Below are 21,710 nucleotides of genomic sequence, written 5' to 3'. Positions count from 1 at the left end.
CCGGTCGTGATCAGGTGACGGATGCGCCCTGTTGCCAGCTGGCCTTCAGCCTGATGATTCCCTCGTCAAAACCGACCCTTGGCACGTAGCCGAAGTCGCGCCGCGCCGGCTCCATGCTGTACCAGTGCGCGGTGGCCAGCTGCTCGGCGAGGAAGCGTGTCATCGGCGGCTCGCTGCGCAGGCGCAGCAGCGGCCACAGCCGCTCGCACACCGCACCGATGCGGTACGCCGTCTTGAACGAAATGCTGCGCGTGACCGGCGGCGCACCGGCGGCCTGCAGCAGGCGGTTGAGCACCTCGCGGATCGGCAGCGGTTCGCCGTTGGAGATGAAGTACGCCTTGCCGGCGCAGGCCGCATCCGGCGCCAGGCGGTCCAGCGCGTCCAGGTGCGCCTGGGAGGCGTTGTCGATGTAGGTGGTGTCGACCAGGTTGGAGCCGTCGCCGACCAGGCGCAGGCGCCCGACATGCGCGCGTTCGACCAGGCGCGGCAGGATCTGCGGATCGCCCGGGCCCCAGATCAGGCGCGGGCGCAGCGCGACCACCGCCAGCTCCGGTCCGTTGGCCGCCAGCGCCTCCTGCTCGGCGATGGCCTTGGTCGCCGCGTACGGCGCCTGGAAATCCTCGCCGTAGGGCACTTCGTCCGCGCCCAGGCCTTCCACCGGATGGGTGGCGCGATGGGTGACGCTGGGCGTGGAGGTGTAGACCAGCCGCTGCACGCCATTGGCGCGGCAGGCGGCAATCACGTTGCGGGTGCCGACCACGTTGGCCTGGTAGTAGCTGTCGTAGCTGCCCCAGGCGCCGGCCTTGGCGGCGTTGTGCAGCACCGCGTCCATGCCCGCCACCGCCCGCGCGACCGCGGCCGCGTCGGCCAGGTCGCCAAGGTGCTGGACCACGCCCATCGCCTGCAGCGCGGGCGAATGGCTGCGCTGGAAGCTGTGCACCGCATGGCCGCGCGCCAGCAGCGCGCGGCACAGGGCCTGGCCGAGGAAGCCTCCGCCACCGGTCACCAGCACCTTCATCGGGCCTTCTCCAGTTGCCGGGCCGCCCATGCGGCGAGCTTCTCGCGTCCGATCTTGGCGTTGTGGCGGATGTCGACCGGGAACGCGGGATGGCGCAGGAAGCGGCCGATGCGCGCGGTCTGCGGGGTACGGCTGCCAAGCATGCGCAGTTCCTCGGCGATGCGCTCGAACTCGGTGGCGCGCACGCCGCGGGCCAGTTCCACGCACAGCACCGGAACCTGCGCCCCGGGCGCGCCCACGCCTACCAGCGCGGTGCGGCGCACGCGCGGATGCACGTTGAACACCGGCTCGACCTGCTCGGTGTACAGCGGGCCCTGCTCGGTCTCCACGCGCTGGGTCTTGCGCCCGCAGAACCACAGCCGGCCGTGTTCGTCGAAATAGCCCACGTCGCCCATGCGGTGCACGACGCGGGTGCTGCCGTCGGCCAGGGCCTCGCGGATCTTGGCCGCGCGGGTGGCGGCCTCGCGGTTGAAATAGCTGTCGGTGGCGGTCGGGCCGGCGACGGTGATCTCGCCCACTTCGCCCACGCCCAGCACGCGCGCCTGGCTCCAGCTTTCGATCGGGCCGTCGTCCACGGCGATGATGCGCACCTCGTTGGGCGCCACCGGGCGGCCCACGCAGGTGCCGGCGCCGGCCTCGGTGGCGGCGCGGGTTTCCTGCAGCTCGCGGCCCTCGATCACCGCCACCGGCAGGCACTCGGTGGCGCCGTAGGGCGTCCAGAACTGCGCATCGGCCGGCAGCAGCGCGCGGATCTTCTCCACCACCTCCGGCGGCACCGGCGCGCCGGCGGAAGTGGCGCGGCGCACGGTGGGCAACGGCGCACCATGGTCGGCCAGCACCCGCATCAGCGCCGGCGAACCGAACAGCTGGGTCACGCCGAAGCGCGCGATCGCATCGTGCAGGCGGCGCGGGTCGGCCTCGGCCGGGCGGGTCGGATCCATGTCCGGGATCACCGAGGTCAGGCCCAGGGCCGGATCGAACAGGGCGAACGGCGGGAAGGTCGGCAGGTCCACGCCACCGGGCTCGATGCCGAAGGCCTCGCGCATCAGCGCGATCTGGGCGACGAAGTGGCGGTGGCGGTAGACCACGCCCTTGGGCACGCCGGTGGAGCCGCTGGTGAACAGGATCGCGGCGACCTCGTCCGGAGCGGTGTCGGCCAGCTGCGGGCCGGCACCCTGGCCGGCGCGCTCGACCGCGGCCAGGGTGGTCCCGCCCCAGCCCATGCGGGTGCCCACCGTGACCAGCTTCCTCGCCGACGGCGCCCAGCCCAGCAGGCGCCGGGCCACGTGCGCCAGCGGGATGCCGATGAAGGCCTCGGCGCGGGCCTCGTCCAGGCACTGCTTCAGCGCGCGGCGGTCGATGCCCGGGTCCACCAGCACCGGCACCGCCCCGGCCTTGAACAGGGCGAACATCACCAGGAAGAACTCCGGCGAGGGCCGCACCATCACCACCGTGCGCACGCCGCGGCCGATGCCGTGCGCGGCCAGGCCGGCGGCGAGCGCATCGCTGCGGGTGTCCAGGGTGCGGTAGTCGAGGACCACGTCGTAGCGGGCCAGGCCGCGGCCGGAGGCGCGCTTGCCGGGGCAGCGGATCGCGGGCTGGTCGGGACGCTCGGCGGCCAGCCGCGGCAGCGCCGCGGCGATGTTGCAGGGGCTGGAAGTCATGCGGGGATTATCCCACGCGCGTGCCCACCGCCCGGCGCCACTTCGCCGCCGCCACCGGATGCGGCAGAATCGCGCCTCCCGCAACTGCAGCCGCGCAAGGCCCGGCCCGCCCCCCATGCATCCCTGCCTCACCTGTGGCGCCTGCTGCACCCAGTACCGGGTCGCCTTCCACTGGATGGAATCGGATGAAGTGACCGAAGGGGGCGTACCCGCCGCACTGACCCAGCGCCTGGACGCGCACCGCCTGTGCATGCGCGGCACCTACGGCCCGCCGGTGCGCTGCGTGGCGCTGGACGCGGACATCGGGGTGTACTCGCGCTGCACCATCCACCCCAACCGGCCCTCGGTATGCCGCGAGGTGGATGCGTCCTGGGAATTCGGCGCCGCCAGCTCGCAATGCGACCGCGCCCGCATCGCCCACGGCCTGCCACCGCTGACCCCGGCCGACTGGACCTGGCGCGAAGCCGCCAGCAACGACGACGGCGAACCGGACGACAGCGGCAACAGCCCGAACTCGCCGCCGGTCACGCCAATCGCGGCCTAGGCGGCTGCATCGCAACGGACGCCATCCCGCATTGCGGGAAGGCAGGGATTCGCCGCATGGATTTTCCTGCGGCGCGGGCTAGCCCGCGCAGGGAAAGCCGGCCCGTGGTCCGCTCAGGCCAGCGGATTGGCGTCGAGGAAGGCGCGGATCGCCGGCACCAGCACTTCGTGCCTGTCTTCCAGCACGTAGTGGCCGGCGTCCTCGAACGCATGCACCTGCGCGCGCGGCAGGTCGGCGCGGAAGCGCTCGAGGAAGTGGTGGTCGAACACGAAATCCTTCAGGCCCCAGCCGATGAAGGCCGGGCGGTCGGCGAAGGACGGCAGCGCCTTGCCGGCCGCTTCCAGCAGCGGCCAGGCCTTGTCGCCGGGGCGCAGCGGGATGTCCTGCATGAAGCGGATGGTGGAGATGCGGTTCTTCCACGAGTCGTAGGGAGCCACGTAGGCACGGCGCACGTCGGCCGGCATCTTCCGCTCCACGCCGAAGTACGAGGCGCCGGCGGAGAAGGCGTTGAACGCGCGGATGATGACTTCGCCGACGAAGTAGTCGCGGCCCAGCGCGATCTGCCAGGGCATCTGCTTGGCCGCCGGCATCGGGAACGCGGCGGTATTGAGGACCACCAGGCGCTTGACCTGGGCCGCATGCGACAGCGCCCAGCCGAAGCCGATCATCCCGCCCCAGTCGTGCACGGCCAGGGTCACCGGGGTGGCGTCGTCGACCCCGGCATGGCGCAGCAGCGCCTCCAGGTCGTCCACCCGCGACTGCAGCGTGTAGTCGTAGCGCGGCGAGGCGGTGGGGCGGTCGTCCGGCTTGTCCGACAGGCCCATGCCGACGTGGTCGGGGACGATGCAGCGGTAGCGGTCGGCCAGCCCGGCCACCAGGGTGCGCCAGTAGTAGCTCCACGACGGGTTGCCATGCAGCATCACCACGACTTCGCCGTCGCGCGGGCCCTCGTCCAGGTAGGACATGTGGATGCCGGGCCGGACTTCGAAGCGGCGGCGGTGCTCGGGGTAGCCGGGGAACTGGGACACGGGCAGCAGGTTCGCGCGGAAACCGCGCATTGTAGGCCAGCGCGGACCCGCCACGGCCCCGCCGCGGCCCGCCAGGGACTACCATGCACGCCCCTCCACCGTTCCAGCCGCCATGGCCACGCCCCCACCCTATCTCGACGACGCGCAGATCGAACGCCTCTCCACCCTGCTTGAACAGCGCGCCGTGCCCTTCCGCGGCTTCAACCTGGAGGCGCTGGACGGCTTCCTGTCGGCCCTGGCGGTGGCACCTGCGCCGGTGCCGCCGGAGGAATGGCAGCCGGTGGTCTGGGGCGGCAAGCTGCCCAGCTGGGGCAGCCCGGAGGAGGCCGAAGAGGTCCAGGCCCTGCTGCAGGGCCACTGGAACATGTGCGTGGCCCGCGCCCGCCAGGGCGAGGACCTGCCGGAACACCTGCTGCCGCTGATGTGGCTGCCCGAGGACCCGGAAAGCGCGGACGAGGCCCTGGCCGAGGACGAACTGGACGTGGGCCGGGAATGGGCGCTGGGCTTCTTCGAGGGCGCGGCCCTGCGCGAGGAGGCCTGGGACCGCTGGCTGGACGAGCACGAGTGGATCGAGGAGATCTTCGACCTGCTCGAGCGCCTGGCCTCCGGCGAGGTGGTCGATCCGGAACACCCGGAGAAGGAGCCGGTGCCGCTGGCCTACCGCGAGCGCCTGGACATCGTCATGGACCTGCCGGGCATGCTGGCCGACCTCAACCACCAGCACATCGCCGAACAGACTCCGCGCACCCCGATCCGCCGCGAGGACGGCCCCGGCCGCAACGATCCCTGCCCCTGCGGCAGCGGCAAGAAGCACAAGAAGTGCTGCGGCGCCGGCTGAGGCCGCGCCGCCCCCCCGGCCCCGGCAGCGATGCCGGACGCCGGAAAAGCAAAGGGCCGGCAGAGCCGGCCCTTTGTCATGCGGGGCAGGAGTGGGCTACCACACCACCTCGGCCATCGAGCAGTTCAGGCCCGAGCCGATGCCCAGCAGGGCGATCCGGTCGCCCTTCTTCAGGCGCCCCAGTTCCTTGAGCTTGCTCAGCACGATCGGCACCGAGGCCGGGCCGATGTTGCCGTGTTCGCCGAAGATGGTCATGACCTTCTTCGGATCCACGCCCAGCGACTTGATGAAGGCCTTGGTGTGCGGGCGGCTGACCTGGTGGATCACGAACTGGTCCAGCTCGTCCACCGCCCAGCCCAGCGCCTGCTTGGCCGCGGCGAAGGTCTTGGTGGCCAGCTTGATGCCCTCGATCAGCAGCAGGCGGGTGTCGGTGACCATGCGGTCGAGGTTGCCGCGGCACAGCTGGTTGAACTCGGTGGCCGAACGGGTCACGCCGCCCTTGTAGCGCGGGGCATCCGGGGCCAGTTCGCGGCGGCACAGGACCATGGCCGCGGCGCCGCAGCCCAGGGTCAGGGCCGCCATCTCGTCGCGGAATTCCTGCTCGGTCACGTCCGGGGCGCTCATGCGCTCCAGGGTCTTCTCGTACACCAGGTTGGCGGTCTCGCCGTCCACCACCAGGGCGTAGTCGATCTCGCCGCGCTCGAGCATGCGCGCGGCGATGTCCATGCCGTTGATGAAGGCCAGGCAGGCGTTGGCGACGTCGAAGGTCATGCACTCCTCGGACACGCCCAGGTTGCCGGAGACGATGGAGGCAGTGGACGGCTCCAGGTAGTCGCGGCTGACCGAGGTGTTGACCAGCAAGCCGATCTTCTCCACGCCGATGCCGGCGTCCTCGAGCGCCTTGCGCGCAGCCATGGTCGCCACGTCGGAGGCCGTCATGCCGTCATCCCACAGGCGGCGGGCATGGATGCCGGCGATGTCGCCCAGCACGTCCACCCGGATGCCGAGGCGGTCCAGGGTCGGCTTCAGGCGCGCGTTGATTTCCTCCGAGGTCAGGGTATGCGGCGCATCGATATGCGCCAGCCCCGCGATCGAGACGTTCTTGAAAAGCATGGCTAGACCACGCCGGTAAGGCGAAAGGGGCGTCGATTCTACCGGTTGCCCGCCTTCACCGCACCTTTACGTACGGGGCGGGGCGTGCCCCGTTCAGGGACACTGCCAGGCGGCGAAGCGCTGGGTCCCGCCGGCCGGCTCGCCCAGCGGCTGGACCACGTTGGCCCCGACCCCCGGGGCCTCGTTGCGGGCCAGGCTCTCCAGCTCGTCGCGGACCTTGACCTGGTCGCGCTGGTAGAAGCCCACGCTGTGCTTGACCGAGACCTCGACCTCGCCCTGGCGGGTGCAGCCGGCCGGGGCCGCCCCGGCGGCGATCACGCGCACGGCCTTGCCCTGGGGCTGCAAGGGCACCCAGGTGCAGGCGGCCAGCGGGAGGACGAGCAGGAGGGAGGCGGCGGCAAGGCGCATGCGGGTCTTCCGGGAAGGTGAAGGCAGGCCGGAAAGCCTGCCATGGTTCGGTGCAACAGGGGGACAACCGCCGGCGCCGCCCGTCGGGACGGCGCCGGCGCACGGGTCAGCGCGCGACCGGGCGACCGTCGGCGTCGATCACGTGGACCGGGCCGAGCTTGAGCGCGCGCACCGGCTGCTCGACCTGCTTGAGGTCGCCCACCACAACCCAGACCAGCTTGTCCGGATCCAGGGTGGCGGCCGCCTGCTGCACCTGCTCCACGGTCAGCGCCTCGATCCGGGCCTTGCGCCGGAACACCCAGTCGTCCGGGCGGTCGTAGCGGACGATGCCACCGATGGTGCCCAGCACCGCGCGCGCGGTTTCGTAGGCACCGGGCAGGCTGCGGATCTCGGTGGCCTGGATCTTGGCCACCTCGGCCGGGGTCGGCGGCTTGCGCCCGCCGACGTACTCGCGCACCTCGCGGTCCAGCTCGGCCAGGGCCTCGGCGGTCTTGTCGATCTGCACCGGGGCAAAGGCCATCCACGGCCGCTGGCCCAGGGCCTGGGTGGTGAAGCTGTAGGCGCCGTAGGCCCAGTGCTTGTCCTCGCGCAGGTTCATGTTCAGGCGCGAGGAGAACTCGCCGCCCAGCACCGAGTTGGCGAAGTCGAACACGATGGTCGACGGGTCCTTGGTCGAGGGCACGACCTGGCCCGCGAGGATGGTGGCCTGCACCGCGCCGGGCTGGTCGATCAGGTACACCGCCGCCGCCTGCGGACGCTCCACCTCCGGGATGGCGTCGACCGCGGCCGGGGCCGGGGCGGCCGCCTTCCAGTCGCCGAAGTGGCGCTCCAGCAGCGGCACGATCTCCTCCAGGGTGGTATCGCCGACCACGATCAGGGTGGCGCCGTCCGGGCGCACCCACTGCGCGTGGAAGGACTGCAGGTCCTCGCGGGTCAGCGAGGCGATGGATTCCTCGGTGCCGGTGCCGCTGAACGGGATCGCGTAGGGGTGGCCCTGGCCGTACAACAGCGGCGGCAGCACGCGCATGGCCGCGCCGTTGGGGCGCGCCTTCTCCTGGGCGATGCCGGCCAGCCAGGTGGCGCGCACGCGTTCGATCTCCTTCTGCTCGAAGCGCGGGCGGCGGACCATGTCGGCGAACAGCTGCAACGACGCGTCCAGGTTTTCCTTCAGCGCCGACAGGTAGGCGTTGCCGCCGTCCAGGGTGGCGCCGGCGCCGAGCACCGCGCCCAGCGACTCGGCGCGGTTGGCGAAGCCCAGCGCGTCCAGCTCGCCGGCGCCCTCGTCGAGCATGGCCATGGTGAAGCTGGAGGTGCCCAGCTTGCGGCCCAGGTCGGCGGCGAAGCCGCCCTTGAACTCGTAGCTCAGCTGCACCACCGGCACCGCGTCGCGGCGGGCCAGGATCACCTGGGTGCCGTTGCTGAGCGTGGCCCGCTCCAGCGCCGGGAATTTCAGGTCCGGGAAGCGGTCGGGCATGGGCACGCCCTTGCTGCGGTCCACCTGCGGCTTCAGCGCGCGGTACTTGCGGTCCGGCGGCGGCAGCTTGAACGGCTCCGGGGTCGGCGACGGTTCCTCGGCCAGCGCCTGGCGCTCGCCCGGCAGCACCACCAGGGTGTGCGAACCCTCGCCCAGCCAGGTGCGGCCGGCCTCGCGCACTTCCTCGACGGTGGCGTTGGCGACCACCTCCAGGGCGTCGCGGAAGCAGCCGGGGTTGCCGGTGTACACCGCGCACTCGGCCAGGGCGTCGGCCTTGCCGCCGAAGCCGCCGATGCGCTCGATCCCGCGCACCACCGAGGCCTTGGTCATGATCTTGGCCTGGCCCAGCTCCTCGGCGGTCGGCCCCTCGGCCAGCAGGCGCGCGATTTCCTCGTCCAGCGCCTTCTCCACCTGCGCCGGGTCCACGCCCTGGCGCACGTCGGCGGTGACGTAGAAGGTGGAGGCCAGCTCGAACGGCAGCACGTAGGCGCTGACCTTGTCGGCCAGCTTGTCCTCGAATACCAGGCGGCGGTCCAGGCGCGAGCCGCGGCTGCCGCCCAGCACCTGGGCCAGCAGCTGCAGCCGCTCCAGGTCCGGCTTGCCGTATTGTTCCACGCTCCAGGCGCGGTAGATGCGCGCCTGCGGGACCTTGTCCTCCATCGTCTCGCGCGTGGTCGCGCGCTTCACCGGGCCGGCCTGGATCCGCTCCAGGGTCGGGCCGGCGGGGATGTGGCCGAAGTAGCGGGTGACCTTCTCGCGCGCGGTCTTCACGTCGATGTCGCCGGCCAGCACCAGCACCGCGTTGTTCGGGCCGTACCAGGCACGGAACCACTGCTTCACGTCCTCCAGCGAGGCCGCGTTGAGGTCGTTCATCGAGCCGATCGTGCTGTGGTGGTACGGGTGGTCCTTGGGGTACAGCGCGCGGTAGATCAGGTCGTCGGCCTGGCCGTAGGGCTGGTTCTCGCCCTGGCGCTTCTCGTTCTGGACCACGCCGCGCTGCTCGTCCAGCACCTTCTGGTCGATCGCGCCGAGCAGGTGGCCCATGCGGTCGGACTCCATCCACAGCGCCAGGTCCAGCGCGGTGGTGGGCACGTTCTGGAAGTAGTTGGTGCGGTCCAGCCAGGTGGTGCCGTTCATGTCGGTGGCGCCGACCAGCTCGAACGGCTCGAAGTACTCGCCGCGGTGGTTCTCCGAGCCGTTGAACATCAGGTGCTCGAACAGGTGGGCGAAGCCGCTGCGGCCGGCCGGTTCGTCCTTGCTGCCGACGTGGTACCAGATGTTCACCGCCACGATCGGCGCCTTGCGGTCGGTGTGCACCACCACGCGCAGGCCATTGGGCAGGGTGAACTCCTCGTACGGGATCAGCACCTCGCTGCCGGCCGCGGGACGGGTGGCGGCATCCGCCGGGGCCAGTCCGGCGACCCCGAAGGTGGCGGTGATGGCCATGGCCAGGGCCGCGGCGAGCGGCCTGCGCGTGATCCTCATCGTGACGCTCCCTGTGCTGTGATTGGTGCGCCGATGCTAGCCGCCACGGGCGGCCTTTACACTAGGCCACAAGCCATCCCGGCCGGAGCGGACACGGACATGCGCCACTGCCTGGTCACCGGGGCCAACCGCGGCCTCGGCCTGGAGTTCACCCGCCAGCTGCTGGCGCGCGGCGCGCGCGTGGTCGCCACCGCCCGCCATCCCGGCCGCGCCGCCGCGCTCAATGCCCTGGCCGGGGATTACCCCGGGCGCCTGCACGTGCTGCCGCTGGACGTGGCCGCCGCGCGCAGCCGCGGGGAACTGGCGCGCGAACTGGCGCTGGTGCTGGACGGCCAGCCGCTGGACCTGCTGCTCAACAACGCCGGCGTGCTGCACGGCGGCGAGCGCTTCGGCCAGGTGGCCGAGGCCGACCTGGAAACCAGCCTGCGCACCAACGCCATCGGCCCGTTCCTGCTGGTGCAGGCGCTGGCGGACCTGCTGGCCGACGGCGGCATCGTCGCCAACCTGTCCTCGGAGATCGGCTCGCTGGCGCTGCGCCGCGAGGTCCGCACCCCCAGCTACGCCATCGGCAAGGCCGCGCAGAACATGGGCACGGTGCTGCTGTCCCGGGCGCTGCAGCCGCGCGGCATCCGTGTGGTGGCCCTGCATCCGGGCTGGGTGCGCACCGACATGGGCGGCGAGCGCGCCCCGGCCCTGCCGGCGGAGGCCGCCGCCGCGCTGCTGGCGGTGCTGGACCGCCTGGGCCCGGACGACAGCGGCCTGTTCCTCGGCCCCGACGGCGCGGTCCTGCCCTGGTGAGAACGGTTGCCCGGGCCCGGCCGGCCGCTACGAAGGCGGCGGCCGCAACCGGAAGCACGCATCCGGCCTGAGGCTGCAATCCGCTCCGGCGCCCGACCCCGGCCCTCCCGGTTCCTGCCGTACCTCCGCTTTCCCCGGCCAGGCCGCGCGGCCTGGCGACGGGCGCACGACCACCCCGTCGGCTGGCGCTCCACGCCCTGCGCCGGCAGCTGCACGGGGCCAGCGCTGCGGCCGGCCCTGGCGGCGACACGCCACCGGCTTCCAGGCCGTTCCGGTCCCTGATTTCGGCCCTGCTGCGGCCTGCGGACCGGTGACCACGACCCTCGTCCGCATCCCTGTCCGGCGCGGTGTCCGCCCCGTGCGGACGTCCGCGCCGTCCCGCGGACACCGGGTCAGAAATCCAACCAATTGATCTGAAAGAAGAAATTCTTGGAACGCGACGTGCTTTGTACAGCTTTCCCCGGAAGCACTCCGAGGGTTGCTGAATAAATGCTGAAGCAGCGTTCCGGAGCCCCATCTTCTCCTTGCACCCTCTGCTTAGGTGTACTACATTACTACCACACCACTGATCAACGACACCGGAGCACACGATGAACGCCAAGACCCTTGCCGCCTCGTTGGCCCTTGCCCTCGCCGCGACGCCTGCCCTTGCCGCCGAGACCCCGCGCGTCGACCACATCGTCGACCTGCCGGCGGTCGAGGTCCGCCCGGATCCGGCCCTGCGCGCCGAGCTGGCCGCCAACCGCATCGTCGACCTGCCCGCCGTCGTGGTCCGCCCGACCACCGCGCAGAAGGCCGAATACCTGGCGGTGCAGGCCATGCAGGGCCGCATCGTCGACCTGGCCACGGTCTACGTCCGCCCCACCGCCGAGCAGCTGGCCGAGCGCGCCGCGATCGTCGCCCGCGAGCAGGCCGAGGCCCTGGCCGTGCGGGTCGGCAACACCCTGGCCGGGCAGGCCCAGGCCCACGTCGGCGGCCTGGCCGCGATGGGTAACTGAGTGCGGGCCGCGGAAGACACCGGCGGACGCGGCGCAGGCCGCAAGGCGCTCCAGCGCCCCGTCCGCCGGCACGTCTAGAATCCGCGGATGCCAGCCCCCGTTTTCGACGTCCTGCTCTACCAGCCCGAGATCCCGCCCAACACGGGCAACGTGATCCGCCTCTGCCCCAACACCGGCGCCCGCCTGCACCTGATCGAGCCGCTCGGCTTCAGCATGGAAGACCGGCAGCTGCGCCGCGCAGGCCTGGACTACCACGAATACGCCAGCGTGCAGGTCCATCCCGACCTCGCCACCGCGCTGGAACGCATCTCCCCCCGACGCCTCTTCGCCCTGAGCACCCGCGGCCAGGTCCGCCACGACCAGCCGGCCTATGCCGACGGCGACGCCTTCCTGTTCGGCTGCGAGACCCGCGGCCTGCCCGACGCGGTCCTGGAAGCGGTGCCGGAAGCACAGCGCCTGCGCCTGCCGATGCGCCCGGGCAACCGCAGCCTCAACCTGTCCAACGCCGTGGCCGTGCTCGTGTTCGAGGCCTGGCGCCAGCACGGGTTCGCCGGCGGCAACTGATTCCGCCGCAGCCCGGGTCCAGCGCGATCCGCCCCGCGATCCCCCCGCGCCGGAGCCGGCATCGCATCCGCTGGCGGTGACAACCATGTCAACGTTGTCAGCATATCGCCAAGGCCAGGACAGAAGCTGTCCTGGCCGATGCCTCGCCGGGACATCCACCGGCCATTCCCGGTCCACCCGGGAAACGCCCGGACAACCCCCCGGACATATCGCGAATCCTGCTGATTTTCCAGCAGTTGTGGCGCGCATGCGGAAATCCATGTTGCACGGCAACAGCCAGGAAGGGTGTTAGCGCTACATCCTTCCTGGATTGACCGATTTTGCGTTTTTCGCTTGACAACGCTGTCACCTGACATCCAAATCCGGCCCCGTCGGGCGCATGGCGCCTGTCCACCCAACACAACGCCGAGAGAGAGGGGAAGGATCCATGAAGCGTTCCCGTGTAGCCGCGCCGCCGCGCCGCCGCCTGCTGAGCACCGCCCTGCTGGTGGCGCTGGCGCCGCCCGCCACCCAGGCCCTGGCCCAGGAGGCCCCCGCCACCGACCAGGTGAGCGAACTGGATACGGTCGTGGTGACCGGCATCCGCGCCAGCCTGGCGTCCTCGATGAACCTCAAGCGCGACGCCCAGGGCGTGGTCGACGGCATCGTCGCCGAGGACATCGGCAAGTTCCCCGACACCAACCTGGCCGAGGCCCTGCAGCGCATCAGCGGCGTGTCCATCGACCGCACCAGCAGCGGCGAGGGCTCCAAGGTCACCGTGCGCGGCATCAGCCCGGACTACAACCTGGTGTTGCTCAACGGCCGGCAGATGCCGGCGTCCAACCTCGGCCCGGGCGGCGGCGGCACCTCCAACTCGCGCTCGTTCGACTTCGCCAACCTGGCGGCCGAGGCGATCTCGGCGATCGAGGTCCACAAGACCGGGCGGGCCGAACTCCCCACCGGCGGCATTGGCGCCACCCTCAACGTGAAGACCGCCCGCCCGCTGGACATCGGCCAGTTCCTCGGCAGCGTGGGGCTCAAGGCGGTGCACGACACCTCGGTCGACAACCTGCCGCGCAGCTTCGCCGGCAGCAAGTTCACCGGCGAGCTGTCCGGCATCTTCAGCCAGACCTTCGCCGACAACACCTTCGGCGTCATGGTCAGCGGCAGCTACCAGGAACGCGACTCCGGCTTCTCGCAGGCCTCGGTGGCCGACGGCTGGCTGACCTTCCCCGGCGACGATGCCACCAGCGGCACCCGCCTGCCGCTGCCGGGCGAGCCCGGCTACGAACGCATCCAGAACCGTCCCGGCCCCGACGACATCTATGCGCGGCCGCAGAACACCGGCTACAGCGTCAACGGCGTCCAGCGCCAGCGCACCAACGGCAACATCACCCTGCAGTGGGCGCCCAGCGACGCGGTCACCGCGACGCTGGACTACAACTACATGGAGAACAAGGTCCAGCAGCAGCGCAGCGAGCTGTCGGTGTGGTTCAACTACCAGCCCGGCGACAGCTCCTGGACCGACGGCCCGGTGGCCGCGCCGACCTGGTACTCGGAGGACATCCCGGCCGGCAACAGCGACCTCTCCATGGGCGGCATGCGCCTGGCCACGAAGAACAGCGGCGATTCGCTGGGCTTCAACGTGGAATGGGAAGTCAACGACGCCCTGGGCCTGGAGTTCGACTACCACAAGGCCAAGGCCGAATCGCGCCCCGACGGTCCGTATGGCTCGGCCGGCGTGCTTGGCGTGGCCGCGTTCGTGCGCGGCACCACCTCGGTGGACTACACCGGCGAGATCCCGATCGTGAACGTGGTCCTGCCGCCGGGCATGGACGAAGTCGGTCCGGCCGACGCGGTGGTCACCGGCTCGGTGTTCCAGAACAGCTACAACCGCTCGGAGGTCGAGCAGTTCCAGGTACGCGGACGGTTCGAGTTCGGCGACTACTCCGGGCTGGATTTCGGCGTGTCCGCCACCGAGGTCGACAACCGCACCGCGGCCTCGGTGATGCAGGCCGACAACTGGGGCGGCCTCGGCAGCCCGGGCGACTACGACGATGGCATCTGGTACCTGGACCACATGTCGCGCTACTTCGACGCCTTCGGCAACTCCGGCGACCCGCGCTGGAGCGACGGCTTCCTGGTGTTCGACTTCGAACGCCTGCGCCAGCGCGCGGCGCAGATCCCGCAGCCGGACGGCCAGCCCTGCCCGTCCTGCTACCAGATGCGCCCGGACTACACCGACGACCTGCGCACCACCGAGAAGACCCGCAGCGCCTACCTGCAATGGACCAACACCTTCGACTGGTCCATGCCCCTGGACGTGGCGGTGGGGGTGCGCTACGAGAAGACCGAGGTGGAGTCGTCGGCGCTGGTGCGCATCCCCACCGGCATCAGCTGGGTGGCGGCCAACGAGATGTACGTGCAGTACGCCGACGAGCAGGGCTTCACCACGCTGGACGGCGAGTACGACTACTTCCTGCCCAACCTCGACCTGGCCCTGCACATCCGCGACGACCTGGTGCTGCGCGGCAGCTTCAGCGAGACCATCGGCCGCCCGGGCTGGCAGGACATCCAGGGCGGCCAGCGCCTGGACAACATCGTGCGTACCATCGGCGGCAACGGCAGCCGCGGCAACCCCGCGCTGGAACCGCTGGAATCGCGCAACTTCGACCTGTCGCTGGAGTGGTACTACGGCGAGGCCAGCTACGTGTCCGCCGGCTATTTCCGCAAGAACGTGCGCAACTTCATCAGCAGCACGGTGCTGCGCGAGTCGCCGTTCGAGCTGCACACGCCGGTGGGCGGCGCCTACTGGAACGAGGCCACCTCCACCGGCGGTTGCGGCCAGACCGACCTGCCCTGCATCCGCGACTACATCTTCGCCAACTTCGACGGCCAGCCCGGCGTGGCCTACACCGGCCTCAACTCGGCCGGGCAGATGACCGGCAGCATCGAAGGCCTGCCCGGCGATCCGGTGGCGCAGTTCGACATCACCGTGCCGGTGAACCAGCGCCGCGACCACGTCGACGGCTTCGAGCTGAGCATCCAGCACGTGTTCGGCGAAACCGGCTTCGGCCTGGCCGCCAACTTCACCAAGGTGGATTCGGGGCTGACCTTCGACAACGCCAGCCTGGAGACCCAGTACCCGATGGTGGGCCTGAGCGATACCGCCAACCTGGTCGCGTTCTACGACAAGGACCGGTGGCAGGTGCGCGCGGCGTACAACTGGCGCGACAAGTTCTTCAACGGCATCGGCGGCCAGGGCCCGAATCCGAACTGGACCGAGGAATACGGCCAGCTGGATGCGATCGTCAGTTATTCGGTCACCGACAACCTGGTGCTGAGCCTGGAGGGCATCAACCTGACCGACGAAACCCAGCGCATCCACGCCCGCCACCGCAACATGGTGCGCTACGCCACCCAGACCGGCCCGCGCTACATGTTCGGCCTGCGCTACCGCTTCTGCCCGTGCAGCAACCCGCCGCGCCCTCCCTCCCGGGCGCGGCGGTTTCCGGGTCGCCGGAAGGACCTGGCGACCTTTCTTTCCACCCCCGCGCTGCGGCACGATGCCGCCACGCCCTTCCAGGACCTGGCGCCGTGGACGAACAGGCCATCCATCGCCGACACCCCGCCGGCCCGGCGGGCGGGACGATCCCGGAACTGGAGGGCGCCGCGCCCGGCATGGTGCCCGAGGCGGTGCTGCAGGGATCGCGCCCGCTGGTCCTGCGCGGCCTGGTCGCGCACTGGCCGGCGGTGGCCGCGGCGCGGGAATCGCCCGAAGCCGCCATCGCCTACCTGCGCGGGTGCGAACGCGCGGATGCGCCGCCGGCGGTCGCGACCGTCGGGCCGCCCGATATCGAGGGCCGCTTCTTCTACGACGAGGACCTGGCCGGATTCAATTTCCGCCGCGAGGAGGTGCCGCTGGGCGTGGTCCTGGCCACCCTGCGCAAGTACCTGGCGCACGAGCGGCCCCCGGCAATCTACGTCGCCTCCACCACGCTCGACACCTGGCTGCCGCGGTTCCGCGCGGCCAACGACCTGGCCCTGCCCGGCGCCGAACCGCTGGCCAGCATCTGGATCGGCAACCGCAGCCGCATCGCCGCGCACCAGGACCTGCCGGAGAACATCGCCTGCGTGGTCGCCGGGCGCAGGCGCGTGACCCTGTTCCCACCGCAGCAGCTGCGCAACCTCTACGTCGGTCCGCTGGAATTCACCCCGGCCGGGCAGCCGGTGAGCCTGGTCGATCCGGCCGCCCCGGACCTGCAGCGCTTCCCGCGCTTCGCCGAGGCGCTGCGCCACGCCATGTCCGCCGACCTGGGCCCGGGCGACGCGGTGTTCATTCCCTCGATGTGGTGGCACCACATGGAAGGCCTGGAGGGCTTCAACGTCCTGGTGAACTACTGGTGGCGGCGCGCGCCGGCGTGGATGGACAACCCGGTGGACGCCCTGATGCTGGCCATCGCCAGCCTGCGCGGCCTGCCGCCGGAGCAGCGCGCGCTGTGGCGCGACGCCTTCGAGCACTACGTGTTCGGCTACGACGAGGGGCAGGTGGCCGGCCACCTGCCGCCGGCCGCGCGTGGGGTGCTTGGTCCGCTGGACGAGGCGCGTGCGCGGCGCATCCGGGCCAAGCTGGTGCAACGGCTGCAGCAACGGGGGACCTGATGGACGACGCACGCCTGCCTTCCACCCCCATCCGCCGCGTGGTCATCGCCGGCGGCGGCACCGCCGGGTGGATGGCCGCCGCCGCGCTGGCGCGCACGCTGGGCCGGGTGCTGGACATCACCCTGGTCGAGTCGGAGCAGATCGGCACGGTCGGCGTGGGCGAGGCCACCATCCCGCCGCTACGCACCTTCCACCGCCTGCTGGGCATCGGCGAGCAGGACTACCTGGCCGCGACCCAGGGCACGATCAAGCTGGGCATCTCTTTCGAGAACTGGAGGGCGCAGGGCCACCGCTACATCCACTCCTTCGGCAGCAGCGGCCGCGACCACTGGTCGGCCGGCTTCCAGCACTTCTGGCTGCGCGGCAGGCAGGAGGGCCTGGCCGGCGATTACGCCGACTACTGCATCGAGCTGCAGGCCGCGCACCAGGACCGCTTCTCCCACCTGCCCGACTACCACGTCAACTACGCCTACCACATGGATGCGGCGCTGTACGCGCGCTTCCTGCGCGCACTGGCGCAGCGCCATGGCTGCCGGCGCGTGGAGGGAAAGATCGCCGAGGTGGAAACCGACCCGGGCAGCGGCTGCATCGGCGCGCTGAAGCTGGAAAGCGGGGACGTGCTCGAAGGCGACTTCTTCATCGACTGCACCGGCTTCCGCGCGCTGCTGATCGGGCAGGCCCTGGGCGTGGGCTTCAGCGACTGGTCGCAGTGGCTGTTGAACGACCGCGCCCTCGCCGCCCAGACCACCGCGGTGCGCGACGCGGTGCCGTATACCCGCGCCATCGCCGGGACGGCGGGCTGGCAGTGGCGCATCCCGCTGCAGCACCGCGTGGGCAACGGCATCGTCTATTCCAGCCGCTTCATGGACGATGACCAGGCGCGCGAGGCCTTCCTCTCCAGCCTGGAGGGCGAGGTGATCCGCGCGCCGTGGCCGGTACGCTTCCGCCCCGGCCAGCGCCAGCGCTGCTGGGAGAAGAACTGCGTGGCCCTGGGCCTGGCCGGCAGCTTCATCGAACCCCTGGAATCGACCACGATCCACCTGATCCAGCGCGGCATCGTGCGCCTGCTGCAGTCGTTCCCCGGGGTGCTCAGCCAGGCCGCCATCGACGATTACAACGCGCAGCTGGACGCCGAACTGCAGCACGTGCGCGACTTCGTGGTGCTGCACTACCACGCCACCGAGCGCCGCGACTCGCCGTACTGGGAGGAGGTGGCCTCGATGCGGCTGCCGCCGACCCTGCAGCACCGCATCGACCTGTTCCGCGAGACCGGCCTGGTGTTCCACCAGCCGGGCGAGCTGTTCGCCGAGAATTCCTGGGTCCAGGTGATGATGGGCCAGGGCATCGTCCCGGCGCGCCACCATCCGGCCGCGGCGGTGCTCGGCCGCGGGGACCTGCAGCGCTTCCTCGGCGACGCCCGGCGCCAGGTGCTGGAAACGGTGGCACGCATGCCCGCGCACATGGATTACCTGCGCCGCTACGCGCCGGCCCCGCCGCCGGGGCTGCAGCAGGCCGGCACTGCCGCGCAGGACGCCTGAGCGCTCCGTCCGGCGCGTTCCCGCGCGGCGATCGGCCGGATTCCGCCAAGCGTTTCACACAAATCGCGTGCGCGTCGGCGCGGGTCGGCGGCGCCGCGGAAAAGTTCCCCCGGCGCGCGGGTAATTCATGTACTGGTCAGTTCTGAATTCAGGCCATGTTGCAGGTGGCGGCGAATAATGCGCCTGCCGTGAACGCGAACGCTTCGCTCACTGACCCATAACAACGAGACAAGAGAGTCCGTACATGAAGAAGAATTCCCTGCTTGCCCTGGCCCTGGTCGCCACCCTCCCGTTTGCTGCCAGCGCCGCCGATGGTGTGTCGTACAACTACGTCCAGGGCGGCTACGCCGCGACCAATACCGATGGCGCGGATGCCGACGGCTTCGGCGTGGACGCCTCGGTCGCCATCGCCCCCAACTTCCACCTGTTCGGCGGCTACAGCAACCAGGAGATCGACCACAGCTCGGTCGACTTCGACCAGTACCGCTTCGGCGTCGGCTACAACCGCGAAGTCGCCCCGGCGGTCGACCTGGTCACCAAGGTCGCCTACGAGAAGTTCGATGCCGGCCGCGGCTTCGACTACGACGGCTGGAGCGCCGAGGTCGGCGTGCGCGGCTCGCTGCATCCGAACCTGGAAGGCTACGTGATGGCCGGCTACGAGGACGGCGACGAGTACGACGGCGAGTTCTACGGCCGCATCGGCGCGCTCGCCAAGTTCAACCAGAACTGGGGCATCAGCGGCGACGTGAAGTTCGTCGATGGCGACACCCAGTGGTTCGTGGGCCCGCGTTTCACCTGGTAACCCGCGTCCTCCGCGCAGGGCGGGAGGTCTCTCTCCCCCGCCCGCCCTGCGGGGACAGTGCTGGCGTGTCCCCTCTCCCTCGCGCCAGCCACCCGGAGCCCGGCCTCGTGCCGGGCTCTTTCTTGCGCATAGGCCGCCTGCTCATGTCGTCATGAGCATCGCGCATGGCCGCGGGCGGTCCACGGGCCGGACGCCATGACAGACTCGCGCAGCGACCACGCTCCGTGTCCCGCGATGACCCTGACCCAGCTGCGCTACTTCGCCGCCATCGTCGATGCCGGGCTCAACATCACGCTTGCGGCCCGCAAGGTCCACGCCACCCAGTCGGGACTGTCCAAGCAGATCAAGCAGCTGGAGGAGGAACTGGGCTTCCTGCTGTTCACCCGCCGTGCGCGCAGCCTCACCGCGCTGACCCCGGCGGCCGAACGCGTGCTCGAGCACGCGCGCCCGCTGCTGGCGCATGCGGCCAACATCCGCGCGCTGAGCGAGAACCTGCGCCGCGAGAGCGGCGGCGAACTGCACATCGCCACCACCCACACCCAGGCCCGCCACGTGCTGCCCCCGGTGCTGGCCGCGCTCAAGCGCAGCTACCCGCAGGTGGCCATGCACCTGGCGCCGGGCGGGGACGGCGAATCGCTGGCCCGCCTGGCGCGCGGCGAGGCCGACCTGGCCATCGTCAGCAGCAGCGGTGATCCGCCGCCGGGCGACATCCGGCTGCCGCTGTACCACTGGGAGCGGGTGGTGGTGGTGCCGGCGCGGCACCGCCTCACCCGCCTGGGCCGGCCGTTGCAGCTGGACGACCTGGTGCACTACCCGCTGGTCAGCTACGAATCCAGCCGCGAGCCCGGTTCCTCGCTGCAGCGCGCGTTCCGCGCCGCCGCACTGGAACCGCAGGTGGCGGTCACCGCGCGCGATGCCGACCTGATCGCGACCTACGTGCGCAGCGGCCTGGGCGTGGGCATCGTCGCGGAGATGGCGTTGGAGTCGATCCAGGGCGAGGACCTGGTCGCGCTGCCGGCCGACCACCTGCTGCCCACCTGCACCACCTGGCTGCTGCTGCGCCGCGACCGCCTGCTGCGCGACTACACCGCCGAGCTGGTCGCGCGCATGGTCGGGGCCGACGTGCGCGACGTGCGCCGTGTCGCCGGCGGCGAGGCCACGCCGGAATGGCCGGTGCCGCACTGGCGCGAGACCGGCACCCTGCTGCGCCGCCGGCGCTGAGCGCCTCGCAGTAGCCAAGGCCATGCGGGCGGGCGCACCAGGCGTGCCGCGCCTGCGTGCGCCATCGAAGACTGGCGGGATCCGGGCCGCTGCCACGGCCGGTGCCATTGGAGTGCGGCGCCCCGGCCTACGCAGCCTAAGCCGCATCCGGATGCCAGCGCCGCGCGTGCCAGGCGCGTGCATCCCGGATGCGGTGGTGGCGCCAGGCCTACTGCACGCCGCCGGCCAGGGCCAGGAGCTGGATCCGGATCTCCAGTTCGTCGCCGATGTGCGGCAGCTGCTGCACCAGGCCGAACTCGCTGCGGCGGATGCGGGTGCTGGCGGACACGCCCAGCGCCGGCGCGTCCTTGGCCGGGTGCTGCGCGGCGCGGGTCACCACGGCTTCCAGCTCGACCGGCCTGGTCACCCCGCGCAGGGTCAGGTCGCCGGCCACCTGCAGGCGCTGGCCGTCCACGCGCACCGAGCGGCTGGTGAAGCGCGCCTCGGGGAAGCGCCCGGAATCGAAATAGTCCTCGCGCTGCACGCGCTGGTTGAGGCGCTCCACGTGGCCGTCGAAGCTCGCCAGCGGCAGCACCACGTCCACCCGCGAGGTGGCGGGGCTGGCGGGGTCGTAGACCACGGTGCCGGTGGCCTCCAGCCGCGCGGTGGGGCGGGCGAAGCCGAGGTAGTCCCAGCTCACCAGCACATCGGTATGGGTCGGGTCGATGGTGTAGCTCAGCGGTGCGGCGGTGGCGCCGGCGGTGGCGGCCAGCAGCAGGGCGGCAAGGGTCGGGCGCAGCGGTTTCATGGCGGGACTCCGGGGTCGTGGAAGGAATGCACGGCGGCGGCTCAGCGCGCCGCCGCCGTCCAGGCCGCCAGTTCGGCGGCGGTGAGCGGGCCGGCCTTGCTGCGCAGCACCCTGCCCTGCGCGTCGAGCAGGACCGAGTACGGCAGCACACCCAGGCGGTTGCCATAGCGCGCGGAACTGCCGGCCTGGCCGTAGTCCACGGCCTCGACCAGCACCGGGTAGCGCACCGGCCGCCGCGCGAGGTAGGCCTGCACGCTGGCCGGCTCGTCCAGGGCGATGCCCACCACCTGCACCGCGCGCTTGCCGGCCTGCGCGGCGGCGAAGGCATCCAGCTCCGGCATCTCGCGCAGGCACGGCGCGCACCAGGTCGCCCAGTAGTTCAGCAGCACCGGCTGGCCGCGCCACTGCTCCAGCGGCGGCGCGTGCGCGGGCGCAGCGGCCTGGGCGATGGCGGCGCACAGCACCAGGGGCAGCCAGGCGAAGCGGCGGTGGCGCGCGCGGGCGGACGTGCGTTTCATGAGGCATCTCCCTGCAGCGCGGCCTCGACCTGGGCCTCGGTGGGAACGGTGGACAGCACCCGGCCGGCGCCCCCGGGGCGGAACACCACGTACAGCGGCACCCCGACCGCGCCGTGCTCGCGCAGGAACGCGGTGATCTCCGGATCCATCCGGGTCCAGTCGCCCTTGAGGTAGACCGCACCGCTGCGATGCAGGGCGGTCCGGAACGGCGCGCGCGCGAACACCCGGCGCTCGTTGGCCTTGCAGGTCACGCACCAGTCGGCGGTCATGT

The 21,710-nt window shown here is 71.3% G+C and carries 18 protein-coding genes and 1 pseudogene; 10 read left to right on the top strand and 9 right to left on the bottom strand.

The window, feature by feature from the left end:
* Window positions 1-10: 10 nt before the first annotated feature.
* On the bottom strand, window positions 11-1,018 hold the full coding sequence (gene oleD / locus B351_RS0112765; protein ID WP_019399422.1) for a 2-alkyl-3-oxoalkanoate reductase: 1,008 nt from the start codon (window positions 1,016-1,018) through the stop codon (window positions 11-13).
* Window positions 1,015-2,682: an olefin beta-lactone synthetase gene (gene oleC / locus B351_RS0112760; RefSeq protein ID WP_019399421.1), complete on the bottom strand. Its 1,668-nt coding sequence runs from the start codon at window positions 2,680-2,682 to the stop codon at window positions 1,015-1,017. Before oleC ends, oleD begins: the two co-directional genes overlap by 4 nt.
* A gap of 115 nt (window positions 2,683-2,797) precedes the next feature.
* Between oleC and B351_RS0112755 the strand changes: the two genes are divergently transcribed.
* Complete coding sequence (locus B351_RS0112755; protein WP_026010692.1) at window positions 2,798-3,226, top strand: YkgJ family cysteine cluster protein; 429 nt, start codon at window positions 2,798-2,800, stop codon at window positions 3,224-3,226.
* 113 nt (window positions 3,227-3,339) lie between these two features.
* Here the strand turns inward: B351_RS0112755 and B351_RS0112750 are convergent, their stop codons facing one another.
* Window positions 3,340-4,254 carry an alpha/beta fold hydrolase gene (locus B351_RS0112750; protein WP_026010691.1) on the bottom strand — a complete coding sequence of 305 codons (915 nt, stop codon included), beginning with the start codon at window positions 4,252-4,254 and terminating at the stop codon, window positions 3,340-3,342.
* Window positions 4,255-4,366: 112 nt separating this feature from the next.
* Between B351_RS0112750 and B351_RS0112745 the strand changes: the two genes are divergently transcribed.
* Complete coding sequence (locus B351_RS0112745; RefSeq protein WP_019399418.1) at window positions 4,367-5,092, top strand: UPF0149 family protein; 726 nt, start codon at window positions 4,367-4,369, stop codon at window positions 5,090-5,092.
* Between the two features lie 96 nt (window positions 5,093-5,188).
* On the opposite strand, the gene B351_RS0112740 is transcribed toward B351_RS0112745, so the two are convergent.
* From B351_RS0112740 to B351_RS0112730, 3 genes are all read right to left on the bottom strand, one after another.
* Entirely contained in the window at window positions 5,189-6,205 is a 1,017-nt protein-coding gene (locus B351_RS0112740) for a 3-oxoacyl-ACP synthase III (RefSeq protein ID WP_019399417.1), read from the bottom strand.
* A gap of 93 nt (window positions 6,206-6,298) precedes the next feature.
* Window positions 6,299-6,613: a DUF4156 domain-containing protein gene (locus B351_RS0112735; protein ID WP_019399416.1), complete on the bottom strand. Its 315-nt coding sequence runs from the start codon at window positions 6,611-6,613 to the stop codon at window positions 6,299-6,301.
* A 106-nt stretch (window positions 6,614-6,719) separates the two neighbouring features.
* On the bottom strand, window positions 6,720-9,572 hold the full coding sequence (locus B351_RS0112730; protein WP_019399415.1) for a pitrilysin family protein: 2,853 nt from the start codon (window positions 9,570-9,572) through the stop codon (window positions 6,720-6,722).
* Window positions 9,573-9,671: 99 nt separating this feature from the next.
* On the opposite strand from B351_RS0112730, the gene B351_RS0112725 reads away from it, so the two are divergent.
* From B351_RS0112725 to B351_RS0112690, 8 genes and pseudogenes are all read left to right on the top strand, one after another.
* The gene (locus B351_RS0112725; protein WP_019399414.1) at window positions 9,672-10,370 is read left to right on the top strand and encodes an SDR family oxidoreductase; all 699 of its coding nucleotides are present in this window, start codon (window positions 9,672-9,674) and stop codon (window positions 10,368-10,370) included.
* A 590-nt stretch (window positions 10,371-10,960) separates the two neighbouring features.
* Entirely contained in the window at window positions 10,961-11,368 is a 408-nt protein-coding gene (locus tag B351_RS0112720; protein WP_019399413.1) for a hypothetical protein, read from the top strand.
* Window positions 11,369-11,455: 87 nt separating this feature from the next.
* Window positions 11,456-11,932: a tRNA (cytidine(34)-2'-O)-methyltransferase gene (locus B351_RS0112715; protein ID WP_019399412.1), complete on the top strand. Its 477-nt coding sequence runs from the start codon at window positions 11,456-11,458 to the stop codon at window positions 11,930-11,932.
* A gap of 427 nt (window positions 11,933-12,359) precedes the next feature.
* Window positions 12,360-15,377 (top strand): annotated as a pseudogene (locus B351_RS16810) (TonB-dependent receptor); the annotation flags it as partial.
* A gap of 215 nt (window positions 15,378-15,592) precedes the next feature.
* Window positions 15,593-16,573, top strand: coding sequence for a cupin-like domain-containing protein (locus B351_RS17680; RefSeq protein WP_050992209.1), 981 nt, complete (start codon window positions 15,593-15,595; stop codon window positions 16,571-16,573).
* Window positions 16,573-18,111 carry a tryptophan halogenase family protein gene (locus tag B351_RS0112700; RefSeq protein WP_019399409.1) on the top strand — a complete coding sequence of 513 codons (1,539 nt, stop codon included), beginning with the start codon at window positions 16,573-16,575 and terminating at the stop codon, window positions 18,109-18,111. The genes B351_RS17680 and B351_RS0112700 overlap by 1 nt, the downstream gene beginning before the upstream one ends.
* Before the next feature lie 244 nt (window positions 18,112-18,355).
* A complete protein-coding gene (locus B351_RS0112695; RefSeq protein ID WP_019399408.1) occupies window positions 18,356-18,913 on the top strand; it encodes an Ax21 family protein in 558 nt (185 codons plus the stop codon).
* Window positions 18,914-19,147: 234 nt separating this feature from the next.
* On the top strand, window positions 19,148-20,134 hold the full coding sequence (locus B351_RS0112690) for a LysR substrate-binding domain-containing protein (RefSeq protein WP_019399407.1): 987 nt from the start codon (window positions 19,148-19,150) through the stop codon (window positions 20,132-20,134).
* A 208-nt stretch (window positions 20,135-20,342) separates the two neighbouring features.
* Here the strand turns inward: B351_RS0112690 and B351_RS0112685 are convergent, their stop codons facing one another.
* The 3 genes from B351_RS0112685 to B351_RS16805 form a co-directional block, all read right to left on the bottom strand.
* Complete coding sequence (locus B351_RS0112685) at window positions 20,343-20,921, bottom strand: YceI family protein (RefSeq protein WP_019399406.1); 579 nt, start codon at window positions 20,919-20,921, stop codon at window positions 20,343-20,345.
* 41 nt (window positions 20,922-20,962) lie between these two features.
* Complete coding sequence (locus B351_RS0112680) at window positions 20,963-21,439, bottom strand: TlpA disulfide reductase family protein (protein WP_019399405.1); 477 nt, start codon at window positions 21,437-21,439, stop codon at window positions 20,963-20,965.
* The coding region (locus B351_RS16805) for a thioredoxin family protein (RefSeq protein ID WP_039731622.1) at window positions 21,436-21,710 on the bottom strand (275 nt) is incomplete at its 5' end. The genes B351_RS16805 and B351_RS0112680, both read right to left, overlap by 4 nt.

The organism is Pseudoxanthomonas sp. GW2 (assembly GCF_000283075.1).
Classification (GTDB): domain Bacteria; phylum Pseudomonadota; class Gammaproteobacteria; order Xanthomonadales; family Xanthomonadaceae; genus Pseudoxanthomonas.
This window is presented reverse-complemented; position numbering and strand designations above follow the sequence as displayed.

What these genes read in the sequence shown, in the direction of transcription:
- B351_RS0112700 (WP_019399409.1), top strand. Translation starts at nt 16,573, where the DNA reads ATGGACGACGCACGCCTGCCTTCCACCCCCATCCGCCGCGTGGTCATC.
- B351_RS0112720 (WP_019399413.1), top strand. Translation starts at nt 10,961, where the DNA reads ATGAACGCCAAGACCCTTGCCGCCTCGTTGGCCCTTGCCCTCGCCGCG.
- B351_RS0112690 (WP_019399407.1), top strand. Translation starts at nt 19,148, where the DNA reads ATGACCCTGACCCAGCTGCGCTACTTCGCCGCCATCGTCGATGCCGGG.
- B351_RS0112695 (WP_019399408.1), top strand. Translation starts at nt 18,356, where the DNA reads ATGAAGAAGAATTCCCTGCTTGCCCTGGCCCTGGTCGCCACCCTCCCG.
- B351_RS17680 (WP_050992209.1), top strand. Translation starts at nt 15,593, where the DNA reads ATGGTGCCCGAGGCGGTGCTGCAGGGATCGCGCCCGCTGGTCCTGCGC.
- oleD (WP_019399422.1), bottom strand. Translation starts at nt 1,018, where the DNA reads ATGAAGGTGCTGGTGACCGGTGGCGGAGGCTTCCTCGGCCAGGCCCTG.
- oleC (WP_019399421.1), bottom strand. Translation starts at nt 2,682, where the DNA reads ATGACTTCCAGCCCCTGCAACATCGCCGCGGCGCTGCCGCGGCTGGCC.
- B351_RS0112685 (WP_019399406.1), bottom strand. Translation starts at nt 20,921, where the DNA reads ATGAAACCGCTGCGCCCGACCCTTGCCGCCCTGCTGCTGGCCGCCACC.
- B351_RS0112755 (WP_026010692.1), top strand. Translation starts at nt 2,798, where the DNA reads ATGCATCCCTGCCTCACCTGTGGCGCCTGCTGCACCCAGTACCGGGTC.
- B351_RS0112735 (WP_019399416.1), bottom strand. Translation starts at nt 6,613, where the DNA reads ATGCGCCTTGCCGCCGCCTCCCTCCTGCTCGTCCTCCCGCTGGCCGCC.
- B351_RS0112715 (WP_019399412.1), top strand. Translation starts at nt 11,456, where the DNA reads ATGCCAGCCCCCGTTTTCGACGTCCTGCTCTACCAGCCCGAGATCCCG.
- B351_RS0112740 (WP_019399417.1), bottom strand. Translation starts at nt 6,205, where the DNA reads ATGCTTTTCAAGAACGTCTCGATCGCGGGGCTGGCGCATATCGATGCG.
- B351_RS0112745 (WP_019399418.1), top strand. Translation starts at nt 4,367, where the DNA reads ATGGCCACGCCCCCACCCTATCTCGACGACGCGCAGATCGAACGCCTC.
- B351_RS0112725 (WP_019399414.1), top strand. Translation starts at nt 9,672, where the DNA reads ATGCGCCACTGCCTGGTCACCGGGGCCAACCGCGGCCTCGGCCTGGAG.
- B351_RS0112680 (WP_019399405.1), bottom strand. Translation starts at nt 21,439, where the DNA reads ATGAAACGCACGTCCGCCCGCGCGCGCCACCGCCGCTTCGCCTGGCTG.
- B351_RS0112730 (WP_019399415.1), bottom strand. Translation starts at nt 9,572, where the DNA reads ATGAGGATCACGCGCAGGCCGCTCGCCGCGGCCCTGGCCATGGCCATC.